Below are 25,613 nucleotides of genomic sequence, written 5' to 3' on the forward strand. Positions count from 1 at the left end.
GAGGGAACGAATGCAATCTCAAGACATTATTAAACGTTCCGCGACCAACAGTATTACGCCTCCACCACAAGCGCGTGATGACAAGTTTGAAGTTGCGAAACTCATTGATGTAACGTCCTGTATTGGTTGTAAAGCCTGTCAGGTGGCGTGTTCGGAATGGAACGACATTCGTGATGAGGTCGGCCATTGTGTGGGGGTTTATGACAACCCTCTGGATTTGAGCGCTAAGTCATGGACAGTGATGCGTTTTAGCGAAACGACTGAAAATGGCAAGTTAGAATGGCTTATCCGTAAAGATGGCTGTATGCACTGTACGGATCCTGGTTGTTTAAAATCTTGCCCTTCAGCAGGCGCTATTATCCAATATGCAAATGGTATTGTGGATTTCCAATCTGAGCACTGTATCGGTTGTGGTTATTGTATTGCGGGATGCCCATTTAATATTCCTCGTTTAAACCCGAAAGATAATCGAGTTTATAAATGTACTTTGTGTGTGGATAGAGTCGCGGTAGGCCAAGAGCCAGCCTGTGTGAAAACCTGCCCAACAGGGGCTATTCATTTCGGTACTAAAAAAGAGATGTTGGAATATGCCTCTGAGCGTGTCGATAAACTACAAAAACGTGGTTTTAAAAACGCAGGGATCTACGACCCTAAAGGCGTGGGCGGTACACATGTGATGTATGTACTCCAACATGCGGATAATCCAGAGTTATATCATGGGTTACCAAAGGATCCACAAATTGATACACCGATTAACTTGTGGAAGGCAGTCTTGAAACCACTTTCAGTAGTCGGCTTTATTGCCACTTTTGCAGGGTTGATTTTCCACTATGTTGGAGTTGGCCCTAATAAAGAAGTGGATGATGAAGAGGAGGAAGATGGTCATGAGTAAAAAGAGCAAAATGATTGTTCGGACAAAGTTTATTGACCGAGCATGCCACTGGACCGTGGTTATCTGCTTCTTTTTAGTTGCTTTGTCTGGGATAGCGCTCTTTTTCCCAACATTGCAATGGTTGACTGAAACCTTTGGTACACCACAAATGGGGCGGATCCTACATCCATTCTTTGGCGTATTAATCTTTGTGGTGTTGATGTTTATGTTTTTCCGTTTTGTAAAACATAACATTCCAGATAAACAAGATTTACCTTGGATCAAGAACATTGTGGAGGTTCTTAAAGGTAACGAGCACCATGTTGCAGATGTAGGCAAATATAACGCAGGACAAAAAATGATGTTCTGGAGCATCATGAGTATGATTTTTGTACTCTTAGCAACAGGGATCATTATCTGGCGTCCATATTTTGCGCATTTATTCCCAATGTGGTTAGTACGCTGGAGTTTATTTATCCATGCGGCGGCGGCAATCATCTTAATTCACGCTATTCTGATCCATATGTATATGGCATTTTGGGTTAAAGGCTCGATTAAGGGGATGATTGAAGGGAAAGTCAGTCGTCGTTGGGCGAAAAAACATCACCCTCGCTGGTATCGAGAAATTGAAGCAAAAGAGGCGGAAACGGAAAAAAACAAATCGTAACGCTTTCCATTTTTAATTCAAAGCCACTGCAATAATGCGGTGGCTTTTTTTTGGCGATTTTTTTGTTAGTGTTAATGGTTCGTGCATATGCAGAGGAAAAAAACATGCGGGCTGACCAATATATTGCTTACTGTTCCGTTCGAGCATTAAAACGAGAAAAAGACCGTTCATTATTACGTAAAATGTCTTATGTGAAATATTGGGTTTTATGTAACCAACAAGGCGCAGAAGTTATCCGAGAAACTCAGGTGGATGATTTTATCGAACAGTTACGCCGTTATTTAAATATAACAAGAAACAGCCAATACTATTTTAATCAACAGCAACAAATCGTCATCACTTGCGATAAGCCTACTTCAATAGTTTTAACTTTAGAATGGGCAGATGAAAGTGCCATATTTGTTGAGACAGTATCAGAGCAATCTCTGTCATCATTGCAAAATGAAGGGAATAACTTGCAGGCATTTTTGCTGACGCTGCAAAAAATTGAACAATTAGCTGAACAAATCGGTGAAACAGGATTTGCTGCTATTTTTAAATCGCAAGCAGAAAAACTCCAAAAGCCAGTTGAAGATAATGAGATGCTTTGTGAACGATTATTTGATGTGGCATGTGGCGCTTGGGTATTCGGTGGTATGGGGTCATGGAATGATTCATCCCCATTTTTAGCTTATGAAAAAGGGTTAGAAGCAGAATATGATAGGTTAACCAATGAACTGTATCACCATATAAACCTTGCGCTTCGTTATTCAGCAAATCAATGTGCGTGTGACCCATTGAACTGAAACAGCACTTTTTCTGAAAAACAAACATAAAAAGCAGCATAGCTTAGAACAGCGACTTCAATTATCGGAGCGAAGTCAGCGACATACATTAACAATCACTTGCAAACAACAATAAAAGAGTACGACTATGAGTATTGAATCTGTTAGACGCTTTATGGCTCAACATGCGCCGGATATCGACATTATTGAAACCGATGGCGTGACGGCTACCGTTGAGCAAGCTGCCATCGTTCATAATGTTGAGCCTAACCAAATAGCGAAAACCTTATCATTGAAAGTGAAAAATGAGGTTGTGCTTGTGGTTTGTGCTGGAGAAGCTCGATTAGATAACCAAAAGGTTAAACAGGCTTTAGGCTCGAAAGCGAGAATGCTCAGAGCCGATGAGGTGGTAGAGCTAACCAGTCACCCTGTTGGGGGTGTTTGTCCATTTGGTTTGCCTTCCGAACTCCCTGTATATTGCGATATTTCATTGCAACAATACAGTGAGGTACTGCCTGCTGCTGGCTCTGTAAACAGTGCGCTGAGAATATCGCCTCAACGGATGCTCGAGCTGACCAAAGGTGCTTGGATAGATATTTGCCAATAGTTGTATCGATTTACAAATAAGGGTTTTGTAGGCGATATAACACATGTTCTTGTAGCCAATGGCCTTCAGGGAGTGCTGGATGAGCGAAGTTTTCAGCCTCCTTGGTCATCCCTAATTTTTTCATCACGCCTTCAGAAGGGGTATTGGCGACCGCAGTGAATGCGACAATTTCTTTTAGTTTAAGTTGATTAAAAGCGAATTGGATAACAGTCTTGGCCGCCTCTGTTGTATAGCCTTGCCGCCAATATTGCGGAAGTAATCGCCATGCGATTTCTGTGCAAGGGGAGCAAGGAAGCGGATATTCTGGAATATTTAATCCAACAAACCCAATCAGTGAATGGTTCGATTTTAATTCAACGGCCCATATGCCCCATCCTCCTTGGGTGGCAAATCGTTCCATAATCGTGTCCATCATTTGATCACTTTGTGATTTATTTAATACCGAAGGGAAGTAGCGCATTACCTCCGGTGAACTATTCATATCAAAAAAACGCTCTTTATCTTGTTCGGCCCAGCGTCTTAAACGTAAGCGAGGCGTTTCAAGTTCTATGATTGACATGTGAAACCTTGTATTATTTTGTGGTTAATTGCATGTGGAGAATGGGGAAGGGGTTACCTTCACCATCCGTTTCAGAACGAGCAAATTGTGTAAACCCCATATGTTGGTAGAAACCAACAGCCTGTGGATTCTGCTCATTGACATCAACTTCATTAATGCCCAGCTCTTTTATGGCAAAATTGAGGAGTTGTTTACCTATTCCTTTACCCCGATGAGCCGCTGAAATAAATAACATTTCAAGTTTATGTTGATCAACGCCAATAAACCCACTTATTTGGTTATTTTCATCTATTGAGACATAAGTTGCCAATTGGGGAAGATATTGTTCACGGATTGCCACTTTTAACGTCTGTAATATATTTTCAGGTAAAAAATCGTGCGTTGCTCTGACGGATGACTCCCAAACAGCCATAATTTGCTGGTATTGTGCAGGAGTAGCAGGTTGAATACCCATGAATGATGCCTTTAGCCCAATGTCGTTTCTTTGAGTGTATTGATTAATATGCCGTAGCGCAATTTTAAAATAGCTTTCATAGAAATAGCGTATTTATCCTTAATTGAGGGAAAAACAGCAGGCCAAGTCTATTTTTGAGATATTAATCGCAGAAAAAAAAGTCAGTTACTTCATTATAACGGAATGTTAATTTTATAGAAAAATAATCATAATGGGATTGTTTTTATAGAATATTAACGGCAGGAATCATAACGATAATATACAACAACAAAATGGTAGGGAGCTTTCGATGAAATATAAAGTTTTAACAGTTTGTTTATCAGCCGCATTGCTTACCCCAATGACTCCAGTACTTGCAAATACCGATAATGTCGAAAATATGCAACTTGACCAAGTTTTATTATTAAGTCGTCATAATTTGCGCACACCGATTGTGAATACGGGGATCTTAACCGAAGTTACCGATAAAAAATGGCCAGCTTGGGATGCGCAAAGTGGCTATTTAACAACAAAAGGTGGTGCACTAGAAGTGTATATGGGGCACTACTTTAGAGAATGGATTGAGCAAAATAAATTAGTTCCCGATGAATTATGCCCAACGGGTAATGAAGATCTTTTCGTTTACACGAATAGCTTACAAAGAACCATTGCAACGGCTCAATTTTTCACTGCGGGCGCATTTCCTGGGTGCACAGTGAAGATCCACCACCAACCTGAAATAGGTAAGATGGATCCTGTTTTTAATCCAATCATTACTAACGATAGCCCTGAGTTTAAACAAAAAGCATTATTAGCCATGGAGGAGCATTTAAAGGGCCTCAACCTTAAACCTGGTTATGATGAATTGGATACCGTGCTCGACATTAAAAATTCGGAGAAATGTAAGACCGATAAACTCTGCGAGCTTTCATCGCAAACAAACAGTTTTATTATTGAAGCGAATAAAGAACCGGGGGTTGTTGGCTCACTTAAAATAGCGAACTCGGCAGTAGATGCTATCGATTTGCAATACTATGAGGGTTTTCCTGAATCACAAGTGGCTTGGGGTATGGTCAACACTGATGATAAATGGACTAAATTAAATACCCTTAAAAATGGTTATCAGGAAACGCTATTTTCCCCCAAATTGATTGCGAAGAATGTGGCTCACCCATTATTAAATTATATCAATAAGGGCTTTGTTTCCGCTGATAAAGGTGAGACTGCTAAATTTATTATGTTGGTTGGGCATGACTCAAATATTGCTTCCTTAATGTCAGCAATGGATTTCAAACCTTATAAACTACCTGATCAATATGAATATACGCCTATTGGTGGAAAATTGGTCTTCCAACGTTGGCATGATAAGAGCGATAAGAAAGACTATGTTAAAGTGGAGTATGTATATCAAACAGCAGAGCAACTTAGAAATAATAGTTACCTGTCTTTAGAAACGCCACCAAAACATGTCACGCTAGAAATGAAAAATTGCCCAATAGATAAAAATGGATACTGCTCTTGGGAAGATTTCCAAAAAGTGATGAAATCAGCATTAGATCAATCAAACTAAAATAGCCTCTATTTATTGCCCGTGGTCTTGCGGGCAATAAATATCATCTGTATATATACTTTATATTTCGCATGTTAAAACTCACGGAATGGACCCCCGTGTGTGTGTTAGCATTTGTTTTTTACACAAGATAAATCGATAAAACTGGACAAAATGAATATCCAATTACAACGTTTAAGTCAAATTAACTGTCATGACATCATCGCATTAAATACTCACCCGCTTGTATTAGCGCATATGCCGCTAGGTGATAATCAATTTGATGAGACTTTTTGCAAGGAATGGGTCAAACAAAAAGAGCAACACTGGCAAACACATGGCTTTGGTGTGTGGGCATTAACTTTTGATGGCGTATTTGGCGGCTGGGGTGGTTTTCAAGATGAAAATGGAGACGCAGATTTAGCGTTAGTGCTTCATCCAGATTACTGGGGATACGGTAAAAATATTGCTAAAAAAATAGTTGAGCAAGCGGCGGCTCAACTGTCATTAACGTCGATAACTATCCACCTCCCATTAAGTCGAAAAAAACTGGGCGCAATTAGGCGCTATGGTTTTATCGAAGAGGGAGAGGTGGATTTTGATGGGGTGGCTTTTAAGCGTTTTCGATTGAAACTATCATCGTTAATGAAGAAAAAACCCTGCTAAAAAGCAGGGCGTGAAAGCCACGAAAATGTTTATGAGCCTTCAATTTAACTGATAATCTTGTGTAATAGTCTTATAAATTGTGTGTATTTATTATCTCTTGATATCATCGTAAAAAGATGATCTTGATGAGTTTAAAGGCTGAATATTTTATTAAAAAATCTATTTTTTGCTATCGCATTTTTATTATCGAACGACTAAAACTGAAGTTTTTGCATAGCGTACGACAGATGCTGCATTAGACCCTAACAGGTATGTTGACATACTTGGATGGCGAGAGCCGATTAAAATGAGATCTGCATTGATTTCCTCAGCGATAGCCAAGATTTCATCTTTCACGGAGCCGACAGAAGAGGTGACGTGGATCTTATTTTCTGGGATAGAGAAGCGTTTAACTTTCTCTTTTAATTCATCGAGAATCACTTCGGCTTGCTTTTCTTCGTCAGGGAAATCACTAGGAAGAATGGTTCCACCATAGCGCAAATAGTTAGAAATAGGTGCTGTGACAGCAAGGAAATGAACTTCAGCGTCATTTAATTTCTGAATTGCATTAACATGGGGTATGACGAGATCAGTCAGTGCATCTTCGCTAACGTCGATCGGAACTAAAATAGTTTTGTACATAAATCCTCCTTTTTATCTTTTATTTTATAAGTTTAGAACATTTCAAAGCATATTGAAATTAATCATTAATATTTTAAATGTAATTAGCTATTTTGGTTAAAAATGAAAGGGGATAGCTGTTCAGTGTTGAAAGTAGGGGAGGAAAGTATCACTGCTACGGCTTGTAGCAGTGAATCAAACGAATAGATTACTTTTTACAAGCTTCTTTTAAACCACCTTTACAGGCTTTATTTAAATATTCGCTCGCCGCTTTATCATCCATTTCTGTACCCTCACCATTTTCATACATTTTACCGACTTGGTATTGTGCTGGTGGGAACTTTTTATCGGCTGATTTTTTAAACCAATCAAAAGCAATAATGTAGTTTTGTTTCACTCCAACGCCTTGATAGTATATCTGCCCAAGGTAATTCTGGGCTTCTGCATTGCCTTGATTGGCGGATTTTTCAAGCCAGTTGATTGCAGTTTCAATGTTAGGTTCAACGCCATTACCATTTAAGTACATATCGGCTAAAAAAAGCTGTGCATCTGCGTTACCCTTATTGGACGCCATAGTTAACCATTTTTTAGCTTTAGGATAATCTTGTTTTATCTCTTTGCCTAGGTAATAGCCAATACCTAGCATAACTTGCGCTTTGATATCACCTTTTTTGGCTTCATTCTCCACAATTCTTAACGTCTCTTTTGGAACTTCCGCGAAACTTGAGTGAATAGAAAGAATGAAAAGTAACAGTAATGAGTAGATTTTATACATAGTGCTATTAATATCTTATTGTGTCAGTGAGCAAGATAAAGATAGTGATTCGTTTTTATATGAAGACATAGATCAAGCGAATAATAACATTATCAACAATCGTTGTTAGGGTTAACCAATAAATTTTACGTTAAATACTCTACGTCGCCAAACATAGAATATCAATGTGTTTTAACGTTTTTTATATGATGGAAGATATTTCAATGTGATGAATCGATATCACGCAGATTATGTGTATTTTTAATATAAAACAAGGCATGGGGTGAGTTAAATTCAGATGGTGACGGAGTGGGAGTATTTTATAAGTTTATTATATTGTAATTAGCATATTATATAGTATTTTTCGATATGCTGGTTTTTTTTGCTAATGCTGGATTGGGATAGTTTTTTTGAAATATCAAGCATGCTAAAGAATAAATAAAAATCAATTAACAACCCCTTAAAAACGGCATTTAAAGCCGGTTATTTTTAGGCATTTTCTTAAACGTATAATTATTTAAATATAAGTTAAAAATCGTTAACACCCCCTAGCAATTTAGGGGATGTTGTTATTTAGACGTTATTTTACCAGGCGTTAGTTACCATCATTAGCCCAGGTAAGGTGCAAGTCACAATACCGATTACCAAAGTTAACTCACCGAGATATTTAATGGTTTTATTAAGTGAAAATACGCAGAAAAATAGAAACCATAGAATAGCCCAAAGCAACCATAGTGCAATCATTCGAGCATCAGCACTTGTGTAGTAGGCGTAGAATAAAGCATTAAAAAAGACAAAAAGGCAGTACCAACCAAATAGTTTCCCTGATAGTGAATATATCTTTATAAAACTGAGAAAAATATAAGTGAATGTAAATAACATTGATTGAGCAAGGGCAAGGTATGCAGTATTTTCTTTAGCATTTACCATTAAAACAATATTGCCAATTAAGCAGAAAAAACCAATAATGCCATTGAATATTCCTGTTTCTTTGTTGTCATATCCTTTAATGATAGAAATACCGTTAATGATTAAAACGCTACCAATAAAAATGAGTAATAGGCCATTCATTTATCACCTCTTGAGGGAGAATTGATTTTTTTCGACAGTAAATTCTATGTGCTCTCTGCTTTTTTCATGTAATATTATATCGGCAACTAATGGTTCAATATGAATTTTAAATATTCGCTTGATATCTCTTACCCCGTAGCGACGATCGCACATTGAATTTATTTTCATTTTTGTTGCAGTATCCAGTACTACTGTGACGGCGTTTTTAGCGATTCTTTTATTGAGTTTTGAAAGTTCAATATCAATAATTTTACTCGCTTGTTCTGAATCTATTTTATTAAAGCTAATCTTTCTATCGATACGGTTAATAAATTCAGGTTCGAATTTATTTTCTAACAATTTTAGTATTTTTTGCTGATAATATTTTTTAGTGAATAAATGTACTAACCCCTGTTTTTCATTTAAAATATTTCTAGAGCCTAAATTGGAAGTCATAATAATAATGGCATTTTTGAAGTTAATAACTTTCTGGCCATTTGCAAGGCTCAATTCACCAGTGTCAAGAATATTGAGCAGTGTTCTAATCACTTCTTTGCTTGCTTTTTCTATTTCATCAAATAAGACAATACCTGGTGTACTATAGCTTCCTTCGATTTTATCTATATCAAACAAGGAATATGATTCTTTACTCCCGGCGTAACCGGGAGGTGCACCAGATAAAGATGCGGCATAATGATCTTGAGACAACGTATTCATATTTATGCGACAATAATGCGCTTTACCATTATTAAGCGCTTTTGCTAAAGCGATCACTGTTTCTGTTTTACCAACACCAGTTGGCCCAAGAAATAGCATGGTACTTAGTGGCCTTTCGGGATCAAAAATATTGGTTTTAATACAATAAAGAATATCCTTTAACTGTTTTAAAGCCTCCTCTTGGCCAATAATAGTATTTTCAATATATTGAATGACTTTATCAGGATCAAAAATAAACCGGAAATGGCCCATCTTTTTTTGGGGCTCTGAAATGTGTTTTTCTTTATGACTTTCAGCTAGCATATCATTAATAAAGGGCATGGATTATTCCTAAATAGTGATAATTTATTAAGTAGTAAATCAAGAAAAACTATTTATATAAAATACGATAATATTCCCCGTTGTTGACGCATACGACAACGTTTAAAAATAACAATTTATATTTAGTAAATTTATAGTTTATTCATTAGCCTACAATTTTTATTTTATTGCCATCGGTTGGTAAATTGTAAACTTGGCACTCTGAAACACCGATAGTCTCTCTGGTTATGCTTTCAACTTGCTGTTGAGTTTTTTCTGCATCTAGAACCCAACTACGATAAAACTCAAACGGGCACTCTGCGAGACCTTTATCACCATCACCTGATTGATAAATACCGGTGTAACCACGATGTAATATTTTAAAGAGATGGTTTTGTGATTGGTCATATCGACGCGCATCGCGAATTTCCGTGACGGAAAGTTGCGCGTATTGGACGCCCATCTCTTCTTCACCACATTCGCCCAATGTGTGACCATCAAAACCAATAATAGCGGAATGACCAAAGTAGGTATAAACACCGTCAAAACCTGTTCCATTCGCCACGGCGACATAACAGTTATTTGCCCACGCCATGGTTTTTGCCATCATAATTTGCTGCTCTTTGGCAGGATACATATAGCCTTGGCAGCGAATAATTAACTCAGCGCCTTTCATTGCACAATCACGCCATATTTCAGGATAATTACCATCATCACAGATGATTAGACTTATTTTTAACCCTTTAGGTCCTTCTGAAACATAAGTTTTATCGCCTGGATACCAACCTTCGACAGGGCACCACGGGATAATTTTGCGGTATTTTTGTACAATATTCCCTTTGTCATCAATTAAGATAAGTGTGTTATAAGGGGCTTTTAAGGGATGTTCTTCGTGCTGTTCACCTGTGATTGAAAATACGCCCCACACACCATTTGCTTTACATGCAGCTGAAAAAATTTGTGTTTCATCACCCGGTACAGTTGCTGCCGTTTCCATCATCTCTTCATGATCATACATAATGCCTTGAGTGCTGTACTCAGGAAAAATAATCAGATCAAGTCCTGGAAAACCGGTTTTCATTCCTGCAATAACATCTGAGATTTTATTTGCATTTTCAATAACTTCTTTTCGATTATGCAAACGAGGTATTTTATAGTTCACAACCGCAACACCCACTGATGTTGGACTACTTGAAATATCACCATGTCTCATAAGTTTCCCCTTTGTGTCATTTTGATGTTCGTTTTACGACTAAGTAAATATAGTTATTAAGTTACAAGTGGGGGGAGTAAATGGCGCCGAAATGTGATTTACGTCGCATTTTTATAATGAATTTTGTGGAGTTATTTAATTGTTTGATTTTATTAGCTAATTTTTTCTTAGAGAGTGTGTTTTATCGTTTATATGGGGTTTTACTTGGTCAATCACAGAAGAGGTAATGGGGGATAATAACGAAAATTTGTGTAATAAATTTATTTTTATATTGTGATTTTGATTTAAATTAATGATAAATGTTGGTGATGGGCGCGCTTAGCTGTTTTTCAAAGTTTAATCTTTAGTAGAGGGTTGTCGTTCTTATTTGTAAAAAATCAGCACAACTAACTGATTAATGTCATGATAAAACGGCAACCCCGTAAAATTGAAATGTCACTTTAATTTTTCAGATAACCATAAGCCACTTTTTTTCATTAAATAACCGAATAAGACCCCCACCAATAATGAAGGAAGGGCGGCTGTCCATTCGCCTTGAGAGGCAAAAAGAGCACATGCGCCAATAAATGTGCCGGGAATATATGATAGCCATTGCTGCCTTGCTTGAATGCACATCATAAAAGCCACAATACCCGTGATCAAATATTCCAATAAATTAGGAATACCATTAAACAAGGTATCGCTGTGGAGCATAATGAGACCCCATGCGACTCCGCTGGCGGTAGTGAAGAAGGTAATGAACAACCCTTTAATGCCTTCTTTTGGATAAGCAAAATAAGCGGTACAGCCTAAAAAACCAGCCCACCCAATCAGCCCTAACGAATTCGCTAACCACGCCCAAACGGCTGACAAAATCGCGGTTGTTAAAGAAATAGAAAAAAGTATTTTCACAGTGATTCTTAAATAATGATTAAAGTTAAACCAGAATAGAAAATGAACCCGTCATTCTCTTGACATGTTTATCGAGCCATCTATCGGGAGAGGTTATCGAAGGGAGGGGATTCTATCATTAGCTAATCAAGTAAAAAAAAGCATTTGATCAAGATATACGCGGAAATTTTCCTATCTAGATTGAACGTGTTGTTTTTAGACAGCTAGGTAGCAGGTGAGTGCCTGTTGAACGGGTTCGATTGACAGCTTGCTACCTAGATATACACTATTCCATATCAAATAACGGTGTTGGTTTTCCGTTATCATCAACGGCAACAAAATTAAATTGACCATGGATCACTTCTTCGCGTCCTTCACGATACATATCTTCTAAGAATATCGACACATTGACAGTCAAACTTGTTCGACCAACGCGGCTAACTTTACCGACTAATTCGACGATGGTGCCAGAAGGAATCGGGTGAGTGAAATTGATTTTTTCGGTTGAGACTGTCACTAAGCGTTTACGGCAAAAACGTGTTGCGGTAATAAAAGAGACCTCATCCATCCAAGCGAGAGCGGTACCACCAAATAAGGTGTCGTGGTGGTTAGTGGTGGTTGGAAAAATAACCTTTGAAACACTTGTGATAGAACCTTCAATTTTTTGCGTGATTATCTCATCAACGTCAGAACGCATAATATGGCCTTACAATAATTGCTGTGGAGACGATATTCGTCATACTTCAAATGGCAGCATTGCTGACGGCATTGATGCAATAATGGCATACATTTGTATGTATTTAGTGGCATATGCGTCGTCGCCTAGCTGCCTTTCATCTATCAACTCAGTGTAATATGCTTTTAAAATAAATTACACCGATGATATTTCAAGGGTAAATATATTAGTGATCATAGATGTATATGACCCGTTAAAAACAGTGTTGCCTCACCCGTTAATTTTACCCGCTGATCTTCAACCGCACATAGTACGACACCACCACGAGCCGATATTTGATGGCCGACTAACTGATTTTTATTTAAGCGAGCCGCCCATAATGGGGCAATGGCACAATGCGAGGTACCTGTGACGGGATCTTCATCCACGCCTTTAGCTGGGGCAAAATAGCGTGAAACAAAGTCGATATGTGGTTCATGACTTGCTGCTGTAATTGTTAGGCCAGGTAGAGGCAGTGCAGCTAAAGCAGACATATTTGGAGAGCAGTGTGCCACTTGGTCAGGGCTACTTAAGAAACAGACATAGCGATCTTTAGCTAGCCACAATGCTTCAATTTCAACCCCCAAAATATCGGCTAGCTGTGGGTAATCTGCAATTGAAGCGGGTTGTGTGTTGAGAATAGGGAAATCGAGAGTAAACCCACTGCCATTTTTATAAAGCGTCAGCTCCCCTGAGAGGGATTTAAAAATAAAAGGGTTAATGGGGTGTTGCCTAAACTGATTAAGGACAAATGCAGTCGCTAATGTGGCATGCCCACAGAGATTGACCTCTACCGCCGGTGTGAACCAGCGAATATGCTCCCCAACTAAAAATGCGGTTTCTGATAAATTAATTTCAGCCGCAATCGCAATCAATTGGTTATCTGGTAACCATTCATCAAGTAATACGACCGCGGCAGGGTTGCCTTGAAACTGGGTATTGGTAAAAGCATCAACATAGAAAACAGGCAGTGTTGAAAGACTCATAACGGTTTCCAAAAGCAGGTTAAATAGGGGAAAAGTATAGCGTTAATTAATCACTAACATAATAGTTTTAAGGATGAAATAAAAACGCCCGATAGGCAATTCTGCATATCGGGCGAGGGGATGATTGATAACTAACGGAAAATTATTTTGCATTTACTTCGTTATCATCTGCATTTTTTAACATTTTTCTGACTGGAATGATTAATGCAGCTAGCACGATTGCACAGATAACTAATGCGATTGAAACATGTGAGAACAACTCAGGCATTGAATTTAGTTGCTCTTTATTGATATTCCCGCCCATGATACCAGCAGCAAGGTTACCTAATGCGCTTGCACAGAACCAGAGCCCCATCACTTGGCCACGCATCTTTTGTGGTGCCAGCAGAGTCATGGTTGCTAAGCCAATAGGGCTTAGGCATAGCTCACCGAGAGTGAGTAAAAGAATACTCGAAACTAACCAGAACGGCGAAACCCCTGTTTGTGTGGCAAGAACTTGGTTGGCTGCCATCATCATGACCGCAAAGCCTGCCGCAGCAAATAAGATACCGATGACAAATTTAGTCATGCTGCTTGGGTTGATATTGCGTTTGGCAAGAGAAGGCCAGAACCAGCTAAAGACAGGTGCCAACAGGATAATAAACAATGCGTTGATAGACTGGAACCAAATGGTTGGGATCTCAAATGAGCCCATTTGGCGATCGGTATAGTCACGTGCAAAGATATTAAATGAGGTTGGTTTTTGTTCAAACGCTGACCAGAAGAAAGCTGCTGCAATGAGCAGTATCAAACAAGCGAGGAGACGTGAACGCTCACTGCTATTAAGACCGGCAAAGAAGAACATGAAAAAGAAGTAGATACCCACACACGTGGAGATGATGTAGGCTGAGCTTTTTGCGATTGTCGCCGCATTAAATGGGATAACGCCATTGTCGATAAGGATCACCAACACCGCGAGGATTGCCATAGCGAGCGTTACCCATTTACCGACATTTTTACGCTCGACAGTTGGGCGGTTCCACGTTGAATCTAACCCGACTTCTTTGTCGTAGCGGCGCATTTGTGGGATGGCATAGAAACGGAAAATCAAGAGTGCAATCAGCATACCGATACCGCCAAGACCAAAGCCAAGATGCCAGCCGTATTTTTCATGCAGAGGGCCGATGATCAGTGGGGCGATAAACGACCCCATGTTAATCCCCATATAGAACAAGGAGAAACCACCGTCACGACGAGTATCTTCTTTTTTATAGAGTGTTCCCACCATGACCGTGATACAGGTTTTAAACAAACCAGTTCCTAACACGATTAATAGGAGACCAACAAAGAAGAAGGTATTGCTTAAAAACGCTGACATTGCGATCGATAAGTGGCCGAATGCAATGATTAACGAGCCGTACCAAACCGCTCTGCGCTGCCCTAGCCAGTTATCTGCTAGCCAGCCACCAGGAAGTGATGTGATATAAACCCCACCAGCAAAGATCCCGACGATAGCGGAAGCTTGCTCAATAGGTAACTCCATTCCCCCTTGTAGCAGTGCGGCACTCATAAACAAGATGAGCAGTGGGCGCACGCCATAGAAAGAGAACCTTTCCCACATTTCGGTGAGGAAGAGTGAACTCAGTGGGTATGGATGCCCAAAAAAGGTTTTTGTTTTAGTCGCAGAATGACTCATCTGTGAACTCCGATAAATTATATTTTGATTAGTTGTGCTTGAAAAAACACCTGACAAAGTGGTAGGTGCCAAAATTTAGAGATATGTTAACTTCATTTTGTAAACATATTTTTAACATACATTATTATAAAAACACTGAAAAACAGAATATATTTATTGTGAAAAGTGTTTTTTTAAGGTGAAAAGTCGATATCACTCGCATTTTTCACGATAAGGTAGGCGACAATACAGGAATTTTGTTGACAAGAAAAGAGGTGATTATAAAAGAAACATAGCCTTATAAAACATAAATTTATGTTATGTTTTCTGTGTTTTTTGCATAAAATGCTGTTATACCTACAATAAATGAGGGAAATGAATAAATAACTCTACCGATTATTCACAGTGAACGTGATGGGATGTTTTGTTCTACAACGAGAGAAGGCTTAGCCCTCTCTTTTCTATTAGGCCGATGGTGATTTACAATCCTGAGATTGACGTTTAATGATGTACCATGAATAAAGTAAGTTAAATAGAACTAAGGCAGCGGTAAAGAAAAAGACGGCTCTAAAGCCATAGCTTGCGGCCACAAACGAGCCCATTAGCGGGCCAGTCACGTTCCCAACATCCCGCAAGGCTTGGTTGTAGCTGAAAATGCGCCCTGTCACTTGATGTGAGATGTTATAGATAATTAATGTTTGTACTGCGGGCAATAAAGCGGCGTTTAATGCACCGAGCAAGAAACGCAGCGCCCCCAACTCCCAGTAATTACTCACCAATCCCATAGGGAATAAAACAAAAATAGAGGCCGCTAATACTGCAAGTAGCACTTTTTCTGGCCCGATACGATCACTTAGTTTCCCCAATCTAGGCGCACTGAGTAGCGCTGCAACCCCTGGAATTGAGGCAATTACCCCGCTAATAAAGGCTAAATTCTCAGTCGTGCTTGCAAGATCACGAACATAGAGTGTAATGACAGGGTTGATGGAACCAATCGCAGCTTGAATAATCATGGTGGTAAAAAATAAGCTAATCACCAAATTCTTATTTTTGAGGGAGGCAAATACTTGTTTGTTATTCAGCGCGTCTTTACGTGAAACAGGGGTAAAACGTTCACGAACATAGAATAAGGTCACAATAAAACAAATAAAGAGGACCGTTGCAGTAATAAAGAAAACGGGGCGTAAGCCATATTGGTCAGCAAGTAACCCGCCAATCAATGGACCGATCAGGGCACCACTAACGGCACCCGTCGCTAATACGCCCATTGCCCAACCACTTTTTTTCACGGGAACTTGTGTGGCGATGAGGGCATTTGCATTGGGCACAAATCCACCGAGTAGTCCTAATAAGGCCCTTAGTATCAATAATTGCCAAATGTTTTGAGCGAAACCAATGAGCACCATCACTATTGCCATACCGAGTGCTGAGCGTAGTAGCATCAACTTTCTGCCTTTGCGGTCAGATAAACGCCCCCAAAATGGAGCGGCAATAGCGGAAAACAAAAACGTAATACTGAAAACGGCCCCTGTCCATAGGTTTAATGAGCTGTGATCGGTAACCCCTAACTCCTCAATATAAAGCGGAAGAAAAGGCATGATCAGGCTAAATGCCGCACCGGTTAAAAAACAACCGAACCAAACGACATAAAGATTACGTTTCCAATAACTGTTTCTGTTTAACATAGACTCCTTGCTCAACTGTTTATGCTTAAAACACAACGGCTGCCAGATAACTGACAGCCGTTGTGTTTTATCTAATGATGGATTTTGTCTAAATCACCGTACAAAGAAGTTTCTCCTTTGGGGCGCGTTTTAAAACGTCGGTGTAGCCACATATATTGTTCGGGGGCTAATAATATCGCTTGCTCAATAAGTTGATTCATTTTGGTTGCAACCGCGACTTCATCATCGATAGGGAAATCATCGACAGCAGGTTGAATAACCAACTCATAACCTTTTCCTGCGGGTAAGCGACGCGGAATAAAAGGAACAATAAGCGGATTCGCTAAGCGCAATAAGATCGCTGAGCCATTGGTGGTTGCTGCATTTTTTACTGCAAATAGTGGGGCAAACGAGCTATTTCGAGGACCATAATCATGGTCGGGGGCATACCACAATATTTCCCCTTGTTTGAGACTGCGTACCATCCCTTTGACGTCTTTGCGGTCCAACATATATTTGTTAGAGCGTAGGCGTCCTCGGGTCTGAAGCCAGTCCATTAATTTATTATCATTTGGGCGGTAAACGCCAATGCCGGGGTTAAGCATACCGAAAGCTCTTGCACCAAGCTCTAATGTCAGAAAATGGATCCCTAATACAATAATGCCACGACCTGTCGATTGAGCCGCAATCATATGTTCACGCCCTTCGATTTTGAACCAGCGGCGTATGCGCCATTCAGGCCAAAACCATGCCATGCCTGTTTCAAAAACCCCCATACCCACGGACTCAAAATTTTTATCAATGTAGTGTTGGCGTTTTTCTAAGCTCATTTCAGGAAAACAGAGCGCTAGGTTGCGATCGGCAATTTGGGCGCGTTTTTTTAGCAAATGTTTGGACAATAAGCCTAAACGGGTTCCCATCCAATAAATCATGGGATAGGGCAAAAGAACCAGTACGTAAAGCAGACCGATACCAAACCAAGTGAGCCAGTAACGTGGGTGTAATAAACTTTTATCAAACTTTGGAGCTTGTATCATTGGTTTCCAAAAAATTAGGTTAGTGACTGAAGGCTGTTGTGAGTTGTTTAAATTTTTATGACAACAGCGATTAACAGATTGATTTTAGCGACTAGAAGGCCATGAGATGAGCAAGCAAGCCAGTGCTAAAAGCAATCAAATTATCAATAGTATCTATTATATACTCTAAATAATTTGAGGGGCAGGTCAGTAGAGACCTAAGGCTGTAATTTGAGTAAATTCACTTAATTAACAGCGTTGCCACCTAAAGTATGGTGAGTATAACAAATTATTCATTTAATAAATTGGCCGTCTGTAGGGTACTCATCAGTTCGGCCAAATTCCGTACTGCCATTTTTTCCATCATGCGAGAACGATGCACTTCGACGGTTCGAACAGAAACACAGGCCACATCGGCGATTTCCCGGTTAATTAAGCCTTGCAAAACGTATTTGCAAATCTCTTTTTCTCTTGGTGTCAGTGTTTGGTAACGCTGCTGAATAAGATAACTTGCCGTGGCTTGTTGGGTTTTTTCTTGTGCTTGCTCAAGTGTTTTTGCTAATAGCTGGCTATCAATTGGTTTTTGTAGAAAATCGACAGCGCCTAGTTTGACTTGTTCGACGGCCATAGGAATATCGCCATGACCAGAGAGAAAGATCACCGCTAATGTGCTTTGTTGGGCTTTGAGCAGTTGGTGAACTTGGCGACCATCCAGTTTTGGCATACGCATGTCGAGGAGTACCACGCCCTCTTGGTGAAGGTCGGCTTGCTGAACAAATTGTTCACTGTCATTCCAAATAACGACGGTATAACCGAGCGTTTCAAGGAGAAATTGGCAAGCATCGGTAACTGCCGGATCGTCGTCCACCAGATGGATAACAGGCATGAATAGAACCTCACTTCATCAAATTGGGATATCAATGTTTAAATTCATGATGAATGTATTTTTACATATTAACATAGTTAATGTTATCAATAGTATGCGAAAGTCCTATTTATCGTTACTGAATAAGGCTATGTTTCGCTCGATTTTCCATGGTGGTACGGGAAAATGAGGGTTACTCTTAGCCCATTTAAGCCAGCCTCACTCACATTATTTTCAATGCGAATGTCGCCCCCTTGGCTTTGGATCAATCGCTGGCAGATCACTAAACCTAGCCCTAATCCCTCTTTTTTAGTGGTTGCAAAAGGCGTGATCCCTTGAGTCAGTTGTTCAGGCTGCATGCCGCCTGCATCATCTTGTAGTACGAGTAAAAACCGTTCTGGGGCAAAGTGAAAGCTAAAACATAATGTTGTCGCGCCGGCTTGCAAGCTATTACTAATGAGGTTTGATAGCAGTTGATCCAGCAGTGTTTCAGGTAGCTTCAATGAAACGTCACGGCTATCCGGTAACATGAGTTTGACCTGTGGATAATGTTGCGATACCCGTAGTAATTGCCAAATATGTTGTATCGTCGGTATAACATGCTGCTCACTCAGTTGCAGTGCGACCTCTTGGTGAGGTTTCCCAGCCCATAGGCGAAGATTACGAATAATATCGGCCCCGCGTTGCGCTTGATTATCAATTTTTGTTAAGGCATTAATCAGGGGATGATCATCTGACTCTTTTTTGAGACGTAAAATACAACCTTGTGCGTAGTGGCGGATCGCGGAAAGTGGCTGGTTAAGCTCATGGGCAAACCCTGAGGCCATTTCACCTAATATATTTAATCGCTGAGCTTTTTCTAAATTCGCTTCCTGTTGGCGTAAGCGATTGTGAGCCTCTTCTAATTGGCGGCTACGGCGGCGAACTAGGAAGGCTATCCAAACATGATTGACCCCAAGTAAGATAAAAAAGAGTAAGACGAGGCCTAGCGACAGTTGATGCTGGATCAACCAACTTATAATGTCTTGCCAAATTTGCCGTTGCTGTGGATGTTGGTTTACATCACGTAACAAGGTTTCGACTTGGTTCACTGATGCTGGGGCTCCCCAACGCATGCCAGATTTATCGGATGAAAGTAATGTTTTGGTCACCTTATCAACTAAATTATCGGGGACATCATTCAAGGCAGCAAATGACCAGTTAGGGTAAAGCTCAGTGCTGGTCTTACAAGGTAGAGTGCTCGCATGCTCAATTAAAGGCCGAAACTGGTTTTTATCAATTAATCCCTCACTGTCCATATTTTCCAATAAGCAAACAGGGATGATAGCAGCCGAAAGTGAGCTATCGCGTAAGGCATATAAGAGCGCATCGGCGGGGAAACCGAGAAACTGCATACGAAAATCTTTTTCTGCGTCATACCCCATATCTCTGAGTACCTTATAACCTAAAAGGTAGCCGCCGAAAGCGTCTGGAGAAATTGCCCCCACTTTTTTACCAATTAGGTTTTTTACCTCGTTAATATCACTGTCTGCCCGCACTAAAATAAGGCTTCCGATAACGTTACGAGTGGCGCTATCAGGCTCTACGGATGAACGCAATGAAAGTAACCAGCGTAAATGATAGCGACTATCGAGTTGGATAAATTGAGCAGGGTTTGTCAGCAGAAAATCTATCTTACGCTCTGCAATTGCGTCACGCATCTCATCCAAGTTAAGTGGCTGTAACGTGAAATGTTCACCCGGTAGAGACTCATTTAATGTGTCGGCTAATATTTGCCAGTGGGATTGTGTTGAGTTTGCACCGCGTAGTGCAAGCACCCCGATTTTCCATTCAGCCGCCATAGCAGGAAAACTGCCAGCAAGAAGCAAGATGAACAGTAGGCGATACAAAGACATAGATGATTTCTTTAACATATTTGGGTTATTCGTTGCGTTAGATCAATTTAGTTACGGGTATGTGGTAAACCACAATAGGGTCGTTACGCAGCCCCTCATACAATAAAGCTAATTAAAGATAACACACCGTTTTTAAAGAGAAATAAGAATTACCGTGGTTATCAAAAATAGGTTGAGGTAACGGTAAATAAAGCCTGTAAAACCAAAAGCATACTAATATTTACCATCTGTTTTTGCATTAGCAATGTCCTACTGGAGCCAATTATGGATCTGAGTAAACGAAAATTTCTACAACAATTAGGGGCAGTCACCGCGGGGGCATCGTTAATACCGATTGCCGAAGCTGGACTCAATTTCTCCCCAACTCGCCGCGAAGGTAACCCTGAAAAACGTTATGGCATGCTGATTGACTTACGCCGTTGTATCGGCTGTCAATCCTGTACCGTTAGTTGTTCTGTTGAAAATCAGACACCACAAGGTCAGTTTCGTACGACGGTTAACCAATATCAAGTTTCTTTAAAAGGGCAGGAGGGCGTGGCAAACGTCCTATTACCACGTTTGTGTAACCACTGTGATAACCCGCCTTGTGTGCCCGTTTGCCCAGTACAAGCCACGTTTCAACGGGAAGACGGAATTGTGGTTATTGATAATGAGCGCTGTGTTGGTTGTGCTTATTGTGTACAAGCTTGCCCATATGATGCGCGTTTTATCAACCATACGACCCAAACCGCAGATAAATGTACATTTTGTGCGCATCGTCTTGAAGTCGGCTTACTACCAGCCTGCGTTGAGTCCTGTGTTGGTGGCGCGCGAATTATTGGTGATTTAAGAGATCCAAACAGTACGATCCGGAAAATGCTCGAAGAACATAAAGCCGAAATTAAAGTGCTGAAACCGGAAAGTGGCACATTACCTCAAGTGTTTTATTTAGGCTTGGATGATGCTTTTGTTGAACCGCTAGCCGGTAAAGGGCAACCCGCATTATGGCAGGAGGTATTCTGATGAGCGAACAAGTGACCTATATTTCGGAAATTATGGCACAGCCACAAGAGTTTTTCTGGTTGCCTTGGGCCGTTCAATACTTCTTTTTTATCGGTATCGCAGCTTGCGCGACACTTTATGCTTGTTACTTGCACTGGCAAGGTAAGAGTGAAAATAGCCGATTAGAGATGATTGCCGTCTTTATCACGATAACGATGGGGATCACGGCTCCATTAGCGCTGACCGCCGACTTACACCAAACGGCGCGTGTTTGGCACTTCTATGCTCATCCAACTATTTGGTCATGGATGTGGTGGGGCTCAGTTTTACTGCCATTGTTTACCACTTTTAGCGGCCTCTACTTTGTTGCATTGTTGGTGAAATTAATTTGGAAAAAAGAATTTAAAGCAACACGTTGGGTGGCCTTACTGTCAGCGCTGTCTGCGGTAGGTTTATTGTTATATACCGGTCGTGAAGCCTCGGTGCTGATCGCACGACCTATTTGGTTTAGCTGGTGGATCCCTGTACTGCTGTTCTTTAGTGCAATGCAAGCGGTTCCTGCGTTAATTAGCTTGGGGGCTCGTCGTGAACCTCAATATCAGCAGCGCTTAGCACGTCTTCAGGCAATTAGCTTGCTTCTGTTAGCTGTCTGCTTTGCATTGTGGTTATCGGGTGACACTGTTTCGGGTATTGCTGTTCGTCATCAACTAGAGGTCGCAAGCCCTGGCTGGTGGATGCTCATGGGGATATGCGCACTGTGGGTTGTGGCATTGGCAATGTCAATCATGACATTAAAGGCTACACGCTCAATGGTTTATATCACAGTAGCGGCATTAGTGGCGATGGGGCTAACGTGGAGCTTGCGCTGGGTTTTCCTAATGGAAGTTCAAGCGGTGCCAAAATATAACGTGTTAGTTAATCCATATCACTTCCCGATGGGAACGGACGGACTGTTAGCCCTACTTGGTACGTTTGGTTTGTGGATCGCTTTGATTATTATTATTCGTGAAGGTGTTCGTTGGTTTGCTAGGAGAGTGCAACATGGCTAAATTCTCAAGACGTCAGTGGCTCAAAGGTGGTTTAGTTGTCGGTGGTTTAGCACTATTTGGTGCAGGTTACCGTGATGTGGCTAAGCGTGCAGTTGATGGCCTCGCCAATGGCACTTCCGGTAAAGTCACATTAGATCGTATTCATGGCAACTCATTGCGCCCAGAGGGGCAAGCTAACGGTGGTTGGAGAGAGGATCCTAGCCAAGTTATTGCGATGACCCAATGTTTTGGATGCTGGACTCAATGTGGGATCCGTGCTCGTGTCGATATGGCAAAAAACGAAGTGCTACGTATTGCGGGGAATCCATATCACCCTCTGTCTCACGAAAAACATTTCCCGTATGGTATGCCACTGAAAACGGCGTTTAATAAAATGGGCGGCGAAAGTGGGTTAGAACATCGCTCCACGGCGTGTGCTCGCGGTGCAACCTTAATGGAAGGGTTAACTAGCCCATTGCGTATCCTAGAGCCGATGAAACGTGTTGGTAAACGTGGTGAAGGTAAATGGGAACGTATCAGTTTTGAACAATTAATCAAAGAAGTGGTTGAAGGGGGCGATTTATTTGGTGAGGGGCATGTTGATGGCTTACGGGCGATCCGTGACCTTGAAACGCCTCTCGATCCATCACAACCTAAATTAGGCCCCAAAGCCAACCAACTGCTGGTGACTAACGCGGGGGATGATGGTCGTGATGGTTTTATACGCCGCTTTGCCCAAAATGCTTTTGGTAGTAAAAACTTTGGTGCCCATGGCTCCTATTGTGGTCTGGCATACCGTGCTGGCTCTGGGGCACTAATGGATGATCTGGATAAAAATGCGCACGTCAAACCGGATTGGGATAATGTTCGTTTTGCGCTATTTATTGGAACATCGCCAGCACAGTCGGGTAACCCATTTAAACGCCAAGGTCGCCAACTGGCATCTGCACGTTTACGTGACAATTTTAACTATGTTGTGGTTGCCCCTGCATTGCCACTTACAACGACTTTGGCGAATGATCATGGGCATTGGGTTCCTGTGCAGCCGGGAACGGATGCGGCATTAGTCATGGGAATGATCCGTTGGATCATCGAAAATGAGCGTTACAATGCCGCATATTTGCGCGTACCAAGCGAAAAATCGATGAAAGCAGTTGGCGAAAAGAGCTGGACCAACTCTACTCATTTAGTGATCACTGATGACGAGCATCCATTAGCAGGGCAATTGTTGATCGCTTCACATCTTAATGGCCAGATGGCGGAAGATGATGACAGCAAAAAAGCATATTTGGTTCAGGATGCGTCAGGTGAGCTAAAACCCGCAGATGATGTGACGCAGGCAGAGCTGTTTGTCACGCGTCAGGTGACATTGCACGATGGTAGCGAAGTCACGGTTAAATCTAGTTTCCAATGTTTGAAAGAAGCGGCTGAGCGCATGACGTTGGAAGAGTATAGCGAACGCTGCCAAGTTCCAGTTAAAACCATTGAGTCACTGGGGCGTGCATTAACCTCTTATGATCGTAAAGCTGCGGTGATCTCGCATGGCGGTATGATGGGGGGTAATGGATTCTATACCGCGTGGTCGGTCATTATGCTGAATGCGCTTATTGGTAACCTGAATTTGAAAGGTGGGGTATCAGTAGGTGGTGGTAAATTCAACGGTGAAAGCGATGGTCCTCGTTACAAGATAACGAGCTACGCTGGCAAAGTGAAACCAAAAGGTGTTGTGTTATCCCGTAGTAACGAATCCTATGAAAAATCAGATGAATTCAAGGCTCGCGTTGCTGCTGGTGAAAATCCTTATCCTGCAAAAGCACCATGGTATCCGTTTGCTAAAGGTCAGTTAACTGAACAATTAGCGTCAGCGTTGATGGGTTATCCGTATCCACTTAAGGCATGGATCACCAACATGACTAACCCAGTTTACGGTATTGCAGGCATTCGTCAGGTGATGGAAGAAAAGCTGAAAGACCCAAAACATCTTCCACTTATCATTGGTATTGACGCCTTTATGAATGAGACAACAGCGCTGGCGGATTATATTGTGCCGGATACCCATAACTTTGAAAGTTGGGGCTTTAGTGGGGCTTGGTCGGGGGTTCAAGTGAAAGCCAGTACTGCTCGCTGGCCAATTGTTGGAGCACGTACCGCGAAAACGGCCGACGGTCAGCCTATTTCAATGGAAGCATTTTGTATCGCAGTGGCGAAAGCGCTCGACCTTCCTGGGTTTGGTGACAACGTGATTGAAGATATGGATGGAAATAAATATCCACTTAATTGTGCTGAAGATTATTACCTACGTGTCGCTGCAAATATGGCATGGTTAGGTGAAAAACCAGTGCCAGAAGCAGCAAATGAAGACATCCAAATCAGTGGTGTGGAACGGATTTTGCCTGCAATGGAAAAAACACTCAAACCGGAAGAGATCCGTCGTGTTGCCTATATCTATACTCGCGGTGGTCGTTTTGCGCCTTATGAAAAAGCGTGGGATGGTGATGCAACAGGGCCTCAGTGGAAGAAAGGGTTGCAGATTTGGAACCCAACGGTGGCGGTGAACCGTCATGCGATTACGGGGGAGCGCTATAGTGGTTGTCCAACTTACTATCCGCCTCGTTTAGCGAATGGGGAAGATGTGAATAAGGTTTTCCCACCAACAGAATGGCCGTTAAAGCTTATGTCATTTAAATCCCATGTCATGAGTAGCTCAACGACAATGATTGAACGTTTACGCCATGTGAAACCTACCAATCTTGTGGCTATTCACCCTGATGATGCCCAAAAAATGGGGGTTAAGCATGGAGATTGGGTCAAGATAACTACGCCAGGTGGTCATGTTGAAGCACAAATCAGTGTGTTAGACGGTGTTATGCCAGGGGTTTTAGCCATCGAACATGGTTATGGTCATAAAGAAATGGGGGCTAAACAGCATTACCTTGATGGTGAGCCAATGCCAATGAACGCTGCGAATGGTTCAGGCATTAACCTAAATGATTTAGGTTTTGCCGACCCGACGCGTGAAGTGGCGAATACTTGGTTAGATTGGGTATCCGGTGCCTCAGTGAGACAAGGCTTACCGGCTCGAATTGAATTAATCGGTTAAAAGTAATAACAGACCAGCGCACTTTGCGTTGGTCACCATAAGTTTAGACAGTTGACATTGCGCTTTACGATGTGGCTACCTCATCGTAA

Annotated in this window: 24 protein-coding genes; 9 read left to right on the forward strand and 15 right to left on the reverse strand. The window is 41.3% G+C overall.

The window, feature by feature from the left end; genetic code table 11:
• The first annotated feature begins 10 nt into the window (after positions 1-10).
• The 4 genes from fdxH (at position 11) to PSE69_RS06330 (ending at position 2,909) form a co-directional block, all read left to right on the forward strand.
• A complete protein-coding gene (gene fdxH, locus PSE69_RS06315) occupies positions 11-892 on the forward strand; it encodes a formate dehydrogenase subunit beta (protein WP_004918334.1) in 882 nt (293 codons plus the stop codon).
• Positions 885-1,538: a formate dehydrogenase-N subunit gamma gene (gene fdnI / locus PSE69_RS06320; RefSeq protein WP_004918336.1), complete on the forward strand. Its 654-nt coding sequence runs from the start codon at positions 885-887 to the stop codon at positions 1,536-1,538. Before fdxH ends, fdnI begins: the two co-directional genes overlap by 8 nt.
• A gap of 104 nt (positions 1,539-1,642) precedes the next feature.
• Complete coding sequence (locus PSE69_RS06325) at positions 1,643-2,323, forward strand: hypothetical protein (protein WP_183124475.1); 681 nt, start codon at positions 1,643-1,645, stop codon at positions 2,321-2,323.
• Positions 2,324-2,450: 127 nt separating this feature from the next.
• The gene (locus PSE69_RS06330) at positions 2,451-2,909 is read left to right on the forward strand and encodes a YbaK/EbsC family protein (RefSeq protein WP_036943686.1); all 459 of its coding nucleotides are present in this window, start codon (positions 2,451-2,453) and stop codon (positions 2,907-2,909) included.
• Between the two features lie 10 nt (positions 2,910-2,919).
• Here PSE69_RS06330 and PSE69_RS06335 read toward each other — a convergent pair whose 3' ends face one another.
• Positions 2,920-3,468: a GNAT family N-acetyltransferase gene (locus PSE69_RS06335; RefSeq protein ID WP_080998005.1), complete on the reverse strand. Its 549-nt coding sequence runs from the start codon at positions 3,466-3,468 to the stop codon at positions 2,920-2,922.
• Between the two features lie 13 nt (positions 3,469-3,481).
• Positions 3,482-3,922 (reverse strand): GNAT family N-acetyltransferase, encoded by a 441-nt coding sequence (locus PSE69_RS06340; protein WP_004918344.1) that lies wholly within the window; start codon positions 3,920-3,922, stop codon positions 3,482-3,484.
• 289 nt (positions 3,923-4,211) lie between these two features.
• On the opposite strand from PSE69_RS06340, the gene agp reads away from it, so the two are divergent.
• Both agp and PSE69_RS06350 read left to right on the forward strand, forming a co-directional pair.
• Positions 4,212-5,471, forward strand: a complete 1,260-nt coding sequence (gene agp, locus PSE69_RS06345) for a bifunctional glucose-1-phosphatase/inositol phosphatase (protein ID WP_004918346.1) — start codon at positions 4,212-4,214, stop codon at positions 5,469-5,471.
• Between the two features lie 153 nt (positions 5,472-5,624).
• Positions 5,625-6,116, forward strand: coding sequence for a GNAT family N-acetyltransferase (locus PSE69_RS06350; RefSeq protein WP_014658003.1), 492 nt, complete (start codon positions 5,625-5,627; stop codon positions 6,114-6,116).
• Between the two features lie 183 nt (positions 6,117-6,299).
• Here the strand turns inward: PSE69_RS06350 and PSE69_RS06355 are convergent, their stop codons facing one another.
• From PSE69_RS06355 to ttrS, 13 genes are all read right to left on the reverse strand, one after another.
• Positions 6,300-6,737, reverse strand: coding sequence for a universal stress protein (locus PSE69_RS06355; protein ID WP_004918350.1), 438 nt, complete (start codon positions 6,735-6,737; stop codon positions 6,300-6,302).
• A 187-nt stretch (positions 6,738-6,924) separates the two neighbouring features.
• Positions 6,925-7,491 (reverse strand): tetratricopeptide repeat protein, encoded by a 567-nt coding sequence (locus PSE69_RS06360; protein ID WP_004918352.1) that lies wholly within the window; start codon positions 7,489-7,491, stop codon positions 6,925-6,927.
• Between the two features lie 564 nt (positions 7,492-8,055).
• The gene (locus PSE69_RS06365) at positions 8,056-8,541 is read right to left on the reverse strand and encodes an AmiS/UreI family transporter (RefSeq protein WP_121874520.1); all 486 of its coding nucleotides are present in this window, start codon (positions 8,539-8,541) and stop codon (positions 8,056-8,058) included.
• Between the two features lie 3 nt (positions 8,542-8,544).
• The gene (locus PSE69_RS06370; RefSeq protein ID WP_121874519.1) at positions 8,545-9,558 is read right to left on the reverse strand and encodes an AAA family ATPase; all 1,014 of its coding nucleotides are present in this window, start codon (positions 9,556-9,558) and stop codon (positions 8,545-8,547) included.
• 145 nt (positions 9,559-9,703) lie between these two features.
• Positions 9,704-10,750: an aliphatic amidase gene (locus tag PSE69_RS06375; protein WP_004918358.1), complete on the reverse strand. Its 1,047-nt coding sequence runs from the start codon at positions 10,748-10,750 to the stop codon at positions 9,704-9,706.
• Positions 10,751-11,185: 435 nt separating this feature from the next.
• Positions 11,186-11,641 carry a DUF1097 domain-containing protein gene (locus PSE69_RS06380; RefSeq protein ID WP_014658006.1) on the reverse strand — a complete coding sequence of 152 codons (456 nt, stop codon included), beginning with the start codon at positions 11,639-11,641 and terminating at the stop codon, positions 11,186-11,188.
• A 265-nt stretch (positions 11,642-11,906) separates the two neighbouring features.
• Entirely contained in the window at positions 11,907-12,317 is a 411-nt protein-coding gene (locus tag PSE69_RS06385) for an acyl-CoA thioesterase (protein ID WP_014658007.1), read from the reverse strand.
• Between the two features lie 212 nt (positions 12,318-12,529).
• The gene (locus PSE69_RS06390; protein WP_121874518.1) at positions 12,530-13,321 is read right to left on the reverse strand and encodes a PhzF family phenazine biosynthesis protein; all 792 of its coding nucleotides are present in this window, start codon (positions 13,319-13,321) and stop codon (positions 12,530-12,532) included.
• Positions 13,322-13,463: 142 nt separating this feature from the next.
• Positions 13,464-14,996, reverse strand: coding sequence for a peptide MFS transporter (locus PSE69_RS06395; protein ID WP_004918490.1), 1,533 nt, complete (start codon positions 14,994-14,996; stop codon positions 13,464-13,466).
• A 443-nt stretch (positions 14,997-15,439) separates the two neighbouring features.
• Positions 15,440-16,660, reverse strand: coding sequence for a multidrug efflux MFS transporter MdtG (gene mdtG, locus PSE69_RS06400; RefSeq protein ID WP_272675178.1), 1,221 nt, complete (start codon positions 16,658-16,660; stop codon positions 15,440-15,442).
• A 71-nt stretch (positions 16,661-16,731) separates the two neighbouring features.
• Positions 16,732-17,676 (reverse strand): Kdo(2)-lipid IV(A) acyltransferase, encoded by a 945-nt coding sequence (locus PSE69_RS06405; RefSeq protein ID WP_004918492.1) that lies wholly within the window; start codon positions 17,674-17,676, stop codon positions 16,732-16,734.
• A gap of 268 nt (positions 17,677-17,944) precedes the next feature.
• Positions 17,945-18,541, reverse strand: a complete 597-nt coding sequence (gene ttrR, locus PSE69_RS06410; protein ID WP_121874517.1) for a tetrathionate respiration response regulator TtrR — start codon at positions 18,539-18,541, stop codon at positions 17,945-17,947.
• A gap of 128 nt (positions 18,542-18,669) precedes the next feature.
• Positions 18,670-20,415 (reverse strand): tetrathionate respiration histidine kinase TtrS, encoded by a 1,746-nt coding sequence (ttrS, locus tag PSE69_RS06415; protein WP_081384213.1) that lies wholly within the window; start codon positions 20,413-20,415, stop codon positions 18,670-18,672.
• Between the two features lie 264 nt (positions 20,416-20,679).
• On the opposite strand from ttrS, the gene ttrB reads away from it, so the two are divergent.
• From ttrB to ttrA, 3 genes are read left to right on the forward strand one after another with little or no spacing between them, the layout of a single operon-like run.
• Entirely contained in the window at positions 20,680-21,417 is a 738-nt protein-coding gene (ttrB, locus tag PSE69_RS06420) for a tetrathionate reductase subunit TtrB (protein WP_004918495.1), read from the forward strand.
• Positions 21,417-22,445: a tetrathionate reductase subunit TtrC gene (gene ttrC, locus PSE69_RS06425; protein ID WP_014658010.1), complete on the forward strand. Its 1,029-nt coding sequence runs from the start codon at positions 21,417-21,419 to the stop codon at positions 22,443-22,445. The genes ttrB and ttrC overlap by 1 nt, the downstream gene beginning before the upstream one ends.
• A complete protein-coding gene (gene ttrA / locus PSE69_RS06430; protein WP_154610410.1) occupies positions 22,438-25,524 on the forward strand; it encodes a tetrathionate reductase subunit TtrA in 3,087 nt (1,028 codons plus the stop codon). The genes ttrC and ttrA overlap by 8 nt, the downstream gene beginning before the upstream one ends.
• The last annotated feature ends 89 nt before the right edge of the window (positions 25,525-25,613 follow it).

The organism is Providencia sp. PROV122 (assembly GCF_028482365.1).
GTDB lineage: Bacteria > Pseudomonadota > Gammaproteobacteria > Enterobacterales > Enterobacteriaceae > Providencia > Providencia stuartii.

What these genes read in the sequence shown, in the direction of transcription:
- fdxH (WP_004918334.1), top strand. Translation starts at nt 11, where the DNA reads ATGCAATCTCAAGACATTATTAAACGTTCCGCGACCAACAGTATTACG.
- fdnI (WP_004918336.1), top strand. Translation starts at nt 885, where the DNA reads ATGAGTAAAAAGAGCAAAATGATTGTTCGGACAAAGTTTATTGACCGA.
- PSE69_RS06325 (WP_183124475.1), top strand. Translation starts at nt 1,643, where the DNA reads ATGCGGGCTGACCAATATATTGCTTACTGTTCCGTTCGAGCATTAAAA.
- PSE69_RS06330 (WP_036943686.1), top strand. Translation starts at nt 2,451, where the DNA reads ATGAGTATTGAATCTGTTAGACGCTTTATGGCTCAACATGCGCCGGAT.
- PSE69_RS06335 (WP_080998005.1), bottom strand. Translation starts at nt 3,468, where the DNA reads ATGTCAATCATAGAACTTGAAACGCCTCGCTTACGTTTAAGACGCTGG.
- PSE69_RS06340 (WP_004918344.1), bottom strand. Translation starts at nt 3,922, where the DNA reads ATGGGTATTCAACCTGCTACTCCTGCACAATACCAGCAAATTATGGCT.
- agp (WP_004918346.1), top strand. Translation starts at nt 4,212, where the DNA reads ATGAAATATAAAGTTTTAACAGTTTGTTTATCAGCCGCATTGCTTACC.
- PSE69_RS06350 (WP_014658003.1), top strand. Translation starts at nt 5,625, where the DNA reads ATGAATATCCAATTACAACGTTTAAGTCAAATTAACTGTCATGACATC.
- PSE69_RS06355 (WP_004918350.1), bottom strand. Translation starts at nt 6,737, where the DNA reads ATGTACAAAACTATTTTAGTTCCGATCGACGTTAGCGAAGATGCACTG.
- PSE69_RS06360 (WP_004918352.1), bottom strand. Translation starts at nt 7,491, where the DNA reads ATGTATAAAATCTACTCATTACTGTTACTTTTCATTCTTTCTATTCAC.
- PSE69_RS06365 (WP_121874520.1), bottom strand. Translation starts at nt 8,541, where the DNA reads ATGAATGGCCTATTACTCATTTTTATTGGTAGCGTTTTAATCATTAAC.
- PSE69_RS06370 (WP_121874519.1), bottom strand. Translation starts at nt 9,558, where the DNA reads ATGCCCTTTATTAATGATATGCTAGCTGAAAGTCATAAAGAAAAACAC.
- PSE69_RS06375 (WP_004918358.1), bottom strand. Translation starts at nt 10,750, where the DNA reads ATGAGACATGGTGATATTTCAAGTAGTCCAACATCAGTGGGTGTTGCG.
- PSE69_RS06385 (WP_014658007.1), bottom strand. Translation starts at nt 12,317, where the DNA reads ATGCGTTCTGACGTTGATGAGATAATCACGCAAAAAATTGAAGGTTCT.
- PSE69_RS06390 (WP_121874518.1), bottom strand. Translation starts at nt 13,321, where the DNA reads ATGAGTCTTTCAACACTGCCTGTTTTCTATGTTGATGCTTTTACCAAT.
- PSE69_RS06395 (WP_004918490.1), bottom strand. Translation starts at nt 14,996, where the DNA reads ATGAGTCATTCTGCGACTAAAACAAAAACCTTTTTTGGGCATCCATAC.
- mdtG (WP_272675178.1), bottom strand. Translation starts at nt 16,660, where the DNA reads ATGTTAAACAGAAACAGTTATTGGAAACGTAATCTTTATGTCGTTTGG.
- PSE69_RS06405 (WP_004918492.1), bottom strand. Translation starts at nt 17,676, where the DNA reads ATGATACAAGCTCCAAAGTTTGATAAAAGTTTATTACACCCACGTTAC.
- ttrR (WP_121874517.1), bottom strand. Translation starts at nt 18,541, where the DNA reads ATGCCTGTTATCCATCTGGTGGACGACGATCCGGCAGTTACCGATGCT.
- ttrS (WP_081384213.1), bottom strand. Translation starts at nt 20,415, where the DNA reads ATGTCTTTGTATCGCCTACTGTTCATCTTGCTTCTTGCTGGCAGTTTT.
- ttrB (WP_004918495.1), top strand. Translation starts at nt 20,680, where the DNA reads ATGGATCTGAGTAAACGAAAATTTCTACAACAATTAGGGGCAGTCACC.
- ttrC (WP_014658010.1), top strand. Translation starts at nt 21,417, where the DNA reads ATGAGCGAACAAGTGACCTATATTTCGGAAATTATGGCACAGCCACAA.
- ttrA (WP_154610410.1), top strand. Translation starts at nt 22,438, where the DNA reads ATGGCTAAATTCTCAAGACGTCAGTGGCTCAAAGGTGGTTTAGTTGTC.